At 61.4% G+C, this 7060-nt stretch carries 6 protein-coding genes; 4 read left to right on the top strand and 2 right to left on the bottom strand.

Annotated features, from left to right (window positions below; translation table 11 throughout):
* Positions 1-64: 64 nt before the first annotated feature.
* Complete coding sequence (locus H7995_RS12845; RefSeq protein WP_166589199.1) at positions 65-403, bottom strand: hypothetical protein; 339 nt, start codon at positions 401-403, stop codon at positions 65-67.
* A 125-nt stretch (positions 404-528) separates the two neighbouring features.
* Here H7995_RS12845 and H7995_RS12850 point away from each other — a divergent pair, with 125 nt between their 5' ends.
* A complete protein-coding gene (locus H7995_RS12850) occupies positions 529-1002 on the top strand; it encodes an Lrp/AsnC family transcriptional regulator (RefSeq protein WP_166589198.1) in 474 nt (157 codons plus the stop codon).
* A 67-nt stretch (positions 1003-1069) separates the two neighbouring features.
* Here H7995_RS12850 and H7995_RS12855 read toward each other — a convergent pair whose 3' ends face one another.
* Positions 1070-2437: a CYTH domain-containing protein gene (locus tag H7995_RS12855; RefSeq protein ID WP_166589197.1), complete on the bottom strand. Its 1368-nt coding sequence runs from the start codon at positions 2435-2437 to the stop codon at positions 1070-1072.
* Between the two features lie 156 nt (positions 2438-2593).
* Here H7995_RS12855 and argE point away from each other — a divergent pair, with 156 nt between their 5' ends.
* The 3 genes from argE (at position 2594) to H7995_RS12870 (ending at position 7033) form a co-directional block, all read left to right on the top strand.
* Positions 2594-3742: an acetylornithine deacetylase gene (gene argE / locus H7995_RS12860; RefSeq protein ID WP_182342803.1), complete on the top strand. Its 1149-nt coding sequence runs from the start codon at positions 2594-2596 to the stop codon at positions 3740-3742.
* 134 nt (positions 3743-3876) lie between these two features.
* Positions 3877-5175, top strand: coding sequence for an amino-acid N-acetyltransferase (gene argA, locus H7995_RS12865; protein ID WP_166589195.1), 1299 nt, complete (start codon positions 3877-3879; stop codon positions 5173-5175).
* A gap of 484 nt (positions 5176-5659) precedes the next feature.
* Complete coding sequence (locus H7995_RS12870) at positions 5660-7033, top strand: OprD family porin (RefSeq protein ID WP_166589194.1); 1374 nt, start codon at positions 5660-5662, stop codon at positions 7031-7033.
* Positions 7034-7060 lie beyond the last annotated feature (27 nt).

The following is a 7060-nucleotide window of genomic DNA, read 5'->3' on the forward strand; positions in this document are numbered from 1 at the left end:
TTCCCGTCCGTGCCACCCGTTCGAGCCTGGCCCGATCAAGCGTTGCGAGGTTTTGCCGGGAGCCTCAGCCCGCCGCCTGCGCTGGCGCAAGCCGTTGTGAATCAGCAAGTTGCAACTGGACCGAGCAGACGCTGATCAAGTTACGTAGTTTTTCTGCGAGCACCTCGGCGCGGTGCCAGCTCAGGCCATCGATCACGATATCGAGTGACAACAAATCGTCCTCGCGGGTCATGTGCACGGCTTGTGGCATCAGTAACTGCAGGGCAAACAGGTTCAGCGCCCGGCACAACAGGTCCGGTTCGGCTTCGGCGAGCACCTGGTAGCGCACGCAGCAGTGGGCGTTGCCGGCATGCCAGGCATCGGCGCGGCTAGAGGGGGTGCTGACGGCTTCGAGCGGGGGCATGGCAGGTCTCCAGATCAATGGAGGAATTTTTACATTCGAGGCCAGGTATTTCTTATCTATGATGAGGGATATTGGCTTGATATCGAATCAGGCAATTCATCGATGGCCTATATAGGGGTTTATTTATGCACAGCGAGCTGGACGTCTATGACCGCCGCATTCTCGCGCTACTGCAAGAGGACGCCTCGCTGTCCAGCGCGCAAATTGCCGAGCAGGTCGGTTTATCCCAGTCACCGTGCTGGCGCAGGATCCAGCGGATGAAGGAGGAGGGGGTGATTCGCGGGCAGGTGACACTGCTCGACCGCAAGAAAATCGGCCTCAACACGCAGATCTTCGCCGAGGTCAAACTCAACGCCCACGGGCGTTCCAATTTCACCGAATTCACCGAGGCGATTCGCGGTTTTCCTGAGGTGCTGGAGTGTTATGTGCTGATGGGCGCGGTGGATTTTCTACTGCGCATCGTCACCGCCGACATTGAAGCCTATGAGCGCTTCTTCTTCGAGAAGCTGTCGATGGTGCCGGGGATCCAGGAAGTGAACTCGATCGTGGCGTTGTCCGAGATCAAGTCGACGACGAGTCTGCCGGTGTTGCGGGGGTAAAGATTGTTGGTGAATGGGCGGGCCTCAGTGCGAGCCGCCCGCTTGCGGCCGGCTCGCACTGACGGTGTTACATGCGCAACAGCATTTTCCACGCCCGGTTCTGATAGACCGCGATCGCCTGCTGCTTGCGTGCGTCCAGCGCTTCGTCGGTGATGGGCTCGTTGGCCAATTGCGCCAGTTTGTTCAGTTCACCGTACAGGCGATCCATTTCCGGGATGTCCAGCACCGCGCGGGCATGGTGCAGCCAGGCCTGGATGCGCTCGATGCGCGGCAGTTGCTCGGCGAGGTCTTCGGGCTGTTGCTGGTAGCGTTGCAATTGCAGCGAAGTGGCTTCTTCACCCAGCAGGCGTGGCAACCAGTTGCCCAGTTGCGCGGCGCCCTGGCGATTGCCGCGGGTGTTGCGCTCGGCAGTCCAAGTGCGGGCCAGCAACCAGCGCGAGGCGTTCAGCGAGAACTGGCCCCAGCGCGGATCTTCGAGCTCTTCGAGGAACTGCTCCGGTGCGGCTTTGCGCACGTCTTCGTCGTCCTGGCCGAACTGCACCAGCGGGCGCCAGTCTTCGAGCAAGGCATCCAGGGCCACGCGCAGGTCGTGGGTCGACTGACGCGGGGCGGCCTGGCCCAGGCTGCCGATCAGGGCGCGCAGCTCGGCGAGGCTCTCGACCCAGTCTTGCAGCAGGCGCCAGTGACCATTGAAGCGATACTGCTCGGCCAGGCGCTGGCTGCTGCCCAGCAGGTACCAGCCCAGCGCGGCAAAGGCGTCGTCCAGAGGCAGTTCGAAGCTCAGTTGCGGGGCTGGCAGGCTCAGCGAATAGCTGTGGGCGTCGAACAGGCGATAGCCACGTTCAGCCTTGCTGATGTCGCACGGCATCAGTGCCAGGGTGGCGGCCAGCTCGGCGGCCAGTTCCAGCAATGCCGCCGGCTCGCCTTCGCGCAGTTCCAGCTCCAGTTCGCAGATTTCTTCTTTCTGCTTGCCGACTACCACGTGGCCGAGGTCCAGGGCGGCTTCGATGACCACCTTGGCCTTGCCGCGACCCCAGGCGATTTCGGCGCGCTCGCGGACGAAGTCGGTGGTGAAGATCGGCTTGAGGGTTTTTTTGTCCAGTTCTGCCAGCTCTTGCGGCCAGCATTCGCCGTCGAGTTTTTTCACGTCGAGCTTGGCTTTGGCCAGCTTCCAGTCGTACTCGTTGCGCTCGGACAGACCGGCAACGCTCTGGCCACGGGTCTTGAGGGTCTGAATCACTTCTTCGCCGTCGCGGCGCAGGCGCAGGGCAACCTTGGCGCGGGCCAGGTCACGCTCTGGGGTGTCGAAGTACTGATTCATCAACTCACGGCGTTCCCAGCCACTTTTGTTGCGTTTTTTCAGTAACGGGTGCTCGCGCAGGGCGGCGAGGGTTTCGCGGCTGACGCGGAGTTTGATTTCGGTTTCTTTCTGCATGGCCGGAAAATCCAGGATCGGGAGCGCAGCCGGGGAAATGTGTGGCTGCCAAGGCCGTGCAGTGTACAGCACTCACTAAACCTGCGCGCCGCGACGGTTTATTCCGGTGACCGGATGGTTCTATGATGGACTTCAATCCGGGAGTTGGAGTCAGCGATGCCTTTGCCATCCATGAAAGACCAGTTCGCTGCGCTGATCGCCGCACCGTCGGTCAGTTGCACTCAAGCTCACCTGGATCAGAGCAATCGGCCGGTCATTGACTTGCTGGCCACCTGGCTCGGCGACCTGGGTTTTGCCTGTGACATCCAGCAGGTCAGCCCCGGAAAATTCAACCTGCTGGCCACCTTCGGCACCGGCCCTGGCGGCCTGGTATTGGCCGGGCACAGCGATACGGTGCCCTTCGACGGTGCGCTGTGGCAGACCGACCCGCTCAAGCTCACCGAAGTCGATGGCCGTTGGGTCGGCCTGGGCAGCTGCGACATGAAGGGCTTTTTTGCCCTGGCCATCGAAGCCGTGCTGCCGTTGCTCGACCAGCCGTTCAAGCAACCGCTGATGATTCTGGCCACCTGCGACGAAGAAAGCTCGATGTCCGGTGCCCGCGCCCTGGCGGCGGCCGGCAAGCCGTTGGGCCGGGCGGCGGTGATCGGTGAGCCGACGGGGCTCAAGCCGATCCGCCTGCACAAGGGCGTGATGATGGAGCGCATCGACATCCTCGGGCAGAGCGGTCACTCCTCCGACCCACGCCTGGGGCACAGCGCCCTGGAAGCCATGCACGACGCGATGGGCGAGCTGCGCGGCCTGCGCCTGCTGTGGCAACGCGAGTTCCGCAACCCGCAGTTCAGCGTGCCGCAACCGACCCTCAACTTTGGCTGCATCCACGGCGGCGACAACCCCAATCGCATCTGTGGCCAGTGTTCCCTGGAGTTCGACCTGCGGCCCTTGCCCGGCATGGACCCGAACGCCCTGCGTGAGGCGATTCGCCAGAAGCTCGGGCCGGTCGCCGAGCGCCATCAGGTGAAGATCGACTATGCGCCGCTGTTCCCCGAGGTGCCGCCGTTCGAGCAGGCGCAGGATTCGGAACTGGTGCAGGTGGCCGAAAGACTCACCGGGCATAGCGCCGAAGCAGTGGCGTTCGGCACCGAAGCGCCTTATCTTCAGCGCCTGGGTTGCGAAACCCTGGTGCTCGGCCCTGGCGATATCGCCTGCGCCCACCAGCCGGGGGAATACCTGGAAATGTCACGTTTGACGCCGACCGTGCATCTATTACGGCAACTGATCGAACATTACTGCCTGACCCCGGCGTAAATCCCGGGGCCAACCCCCCGTATTCATGAGGAGAGCGCGCGTGTCGCCAAGCCTGTTCCGACGATAACCACCAGCCCGCTGTGCGTTTTGCTTCGTCCTTTTTTCGGCTGCTATTTATTACAGGTGCAGGTGTTATGCCCGAATACGTCAACTGGCTTCGTCACGCTTCCCCTTACATCAACGCTCATCGCGATTGCACCTTTGTCGTCATGCTGCCCGGCGACGGCGTCGAGCATGCGAACTTCGGCAACATCGTCCACGACCTGGTGCTGCTGCACAGCCTCGGGGTACGCCTGGTGCTGGTGCACGGTTCGCGCCCGCAAATCGAAACCCGCCTCGCCGCGCGCGGCCTGACCCCGCATTACCATCACGGGATGCGCATCACCGATGCCGCCACCCTTGAGTGTGTGATCGATGCCGTGGGCCAGTTGCGCATCGCCATCGAGGCGCGCCTGTCGATGGACATGGCGTCCTCGCCGATGCAGGGCTCGCGCCTGCGGGTAGCCAGCGGCAACCTGGTGACGGCACGGCCGATCGGGGTGCTCGAGGGGGTCGACTATCACCACACCGGCGAAGTGCGCCGGGTCGATCGCAAGGGCATCAACCGCCTGCTGGATGAACGCTCCATCGTGCTGTTGTCTCCGTTGGGCTATTCGCCCACCGGGGAAATCTTCAACCTGGCCTGCGAAGACGTCGCCACCCGCGCCGCGATTGACCTGGGGGCCGACAAACTGCTGCTGTTCGGCGCCGAAACGGGTCTGATCGACGAAAACGGCCGCCTGGTCCGTGAGCTGCGCCCGCAACAGGTGCCGGCTCACCTGTTGCGCCTGGGGGCCAACTACCAGGCCGAATTGCTGGACGCTGCGGCGCAAGCCTGCAGCGCGGGTGTCGGTCGCAGCCATATCGTCAGTTATGCCGAAGATGGCGCGCTGCTCACTGAGCTGTTCACCCGCGATGGTGGCGGTACGCTGGTGGCCCAGGAGCAGTTCGAATTGCTGCGCGAGGCGGCCATCGAAGACGTCGGTGGTTTGCTGGATTTGATCAGCCCGCTGGAAGAGCAGGGGATCCTGGTGCGGCGCTCGCGCGAAGTGTTGGAGCGCGAGATCGAGCAGTTCAGTGTGGTCGAGCGCGAAGGGATGATCATCGCCTGTGCGGCCTTGTATCAGATTGCCGACTCGGACGCTGGCGAGCTGGCGTGCCTGGCCGTGAACCCGGAGTACCGGCACGGGCGGCGTGGCGATGAACTGCTGGAACGGATCGAAAACCGGGCCCGCGCCCAAGGCCTCAAGACGCTGTTTGTCCTCACCACGCGTACCGCGCACTGGTTCCGCGAGCGCGGTTTTGTACCCAGCAGCGTCGAACGCCTGCCGTCGGCGCGGGCTTCGCTGTACAACTACCAGCGCAACTCGAAAATATTCGAAAAAGCCCTCTGACCTCTCCTGCTGATGCCCCGGTTTTTGTTGCCAAAGGCCGGGGCTGACAGCTGCCGTGTGCCCGAGTGAGAAAATATTTCACCCGATACACAAACTGTAACAATCCCCTTGGATGATGCGCGCTTCGCCCAATAGAGTCGCGTTTTTGATCGTGATTGACGATTGATGAAGGTCTTTTCAAACAAAAGATCTAAGGGCGTTCCGACAAATACCGTTTCGTAATTAGCCACTGGCGTTCGCTTCGGCGAATGTGGATTTGCTATATTCCCGAATCGTATGAAAAACGACGAAATAATTCTTTTTGGGTTTATGGAAAATTCATTAATCTGAACTGACCGAATCATGCGGTTAGACCTTGGTCGTAGACACGCCTTGTTACGATTGACTTGGCAGTCACGCTCTGGCGCTAATCGCGCATCTGTGGATCCGGGGCATCAGACCCTGGACCAAGAAACACAAAAATTAGAAACGAGAGGAGTGAAACATGAACAAGTCCACCTTGGCCCTGGCAGTGGCCGTAGGGGTTGTCGCGCAGCAGGCAGGCGCCGCCGGTTTTATCGAAGACAGCAAGGCCACCCTGGGTCTGCGTAACTTCTACATCAACACCGATAACCGCGATAACAACGCTAAAGCCGCTGGTGCACAGAGCAAGCAGGAAGAATGGGGCCAAGGTTTTGATCTGCGCTTCACCTCGGGTTACACCCAGGGCACCGTGGGCTTCGGCCTGGATGCCATCGGCCTGGTGGGCGTGAAGCTGGACTCCGGCGGCGGGACCAACGGCGCCACCGCAACTTCCTACGGCGGCACTGTGTTCCCGAGCAAGTCCAACGGTGAAGCCGTGGACAACTTCTCCAGCCTGGGCCTGACCGCCAAGGCCAAGATTTCCCAGACCGAACTGAAGCTCGGCACCCTGCAGCCAAAACTGCCGGTGATCGTGACCAACGACGGTCGCCTGCTGCCGCAAACCTTCCAGGGCGGCCAGATCACCACCAACGAGATCAAGGACCTGACCCTGGTCGGTGGCCAGATCGAGCACGCCAAAGGTCGTAACTCCAGCAACAACGAAGAACTGTCGATTGCTGGCGCCAACAGCCCAACCGCTAGCGGTCGCGACAGCAACAAGTTCATCTACGGCGGCGGTGACTACAAGATCACCAAGGACCTGACCGCACAGTACTACTACGGCAACCTGGACGATTTCTACAAGCAACACTTCCTGGGCCTGGTACACAACTGGGCAATCGGCCCGGGCGTGCTGAAGTCGGACTTCCGTTACTTCAACAGCAGCGATGACGGTGCCAACGGCCACGATCCGGCCTACTACACCACCGGTGACTACGGCACCGGCATCACCAAGGGCAAGGTCGACAACAACCTGTTCAGCGGCCTGCTGCTGTACACGGTATCCGGTCACACCTTCGGTGGCGGTTACCAGGTCAGCAACGGCGACAGCGACTTCCCTTGGCTGAACCAGGGTGATGGCTCGTCGGCTTACCTGACGACCGACATGCAGATTGCCAAGTTTGCCCGTGCTGGCGAACGTACCTGGCAAGCTCGCTACTCCTACGACTTCGCTCAAGTGGGCGCGCCTGGCCTGACCGCGGGTATCGTTTACCTGCGTGGCGACAACATCGACACCTCGGGTAACGTCGGCACCACCAAGCCACAGACCAAAGTCAACGCCACTGGCGCCAGCGAGTGGGAACGCGACCTGACCGTCGCTTACGTGATTCCGCAGGGCCCGCTGAAGAACCTGGGTCTGACCTGGAAAAACGCCATGTGGCGCAACGACATCCCGGGTCAACGCGACCAGGATGAAAACCGCCTGATCGTCAGCTACTCGATCCCGCTGTTGTAACAGCGCTCGCCAGACTGATAAAAAAAG

It is taken from the genome of Pseudomonas kielensis (genome assembly GCF_014236655.1).
Classification (GTDB): Bacteria; Pseudomonadota; Gammaproteobacteria; order Pseudomonadales; family Pseudomonadaceae; genus Aquipseudomonas; species Aquipseudomonas kielensis.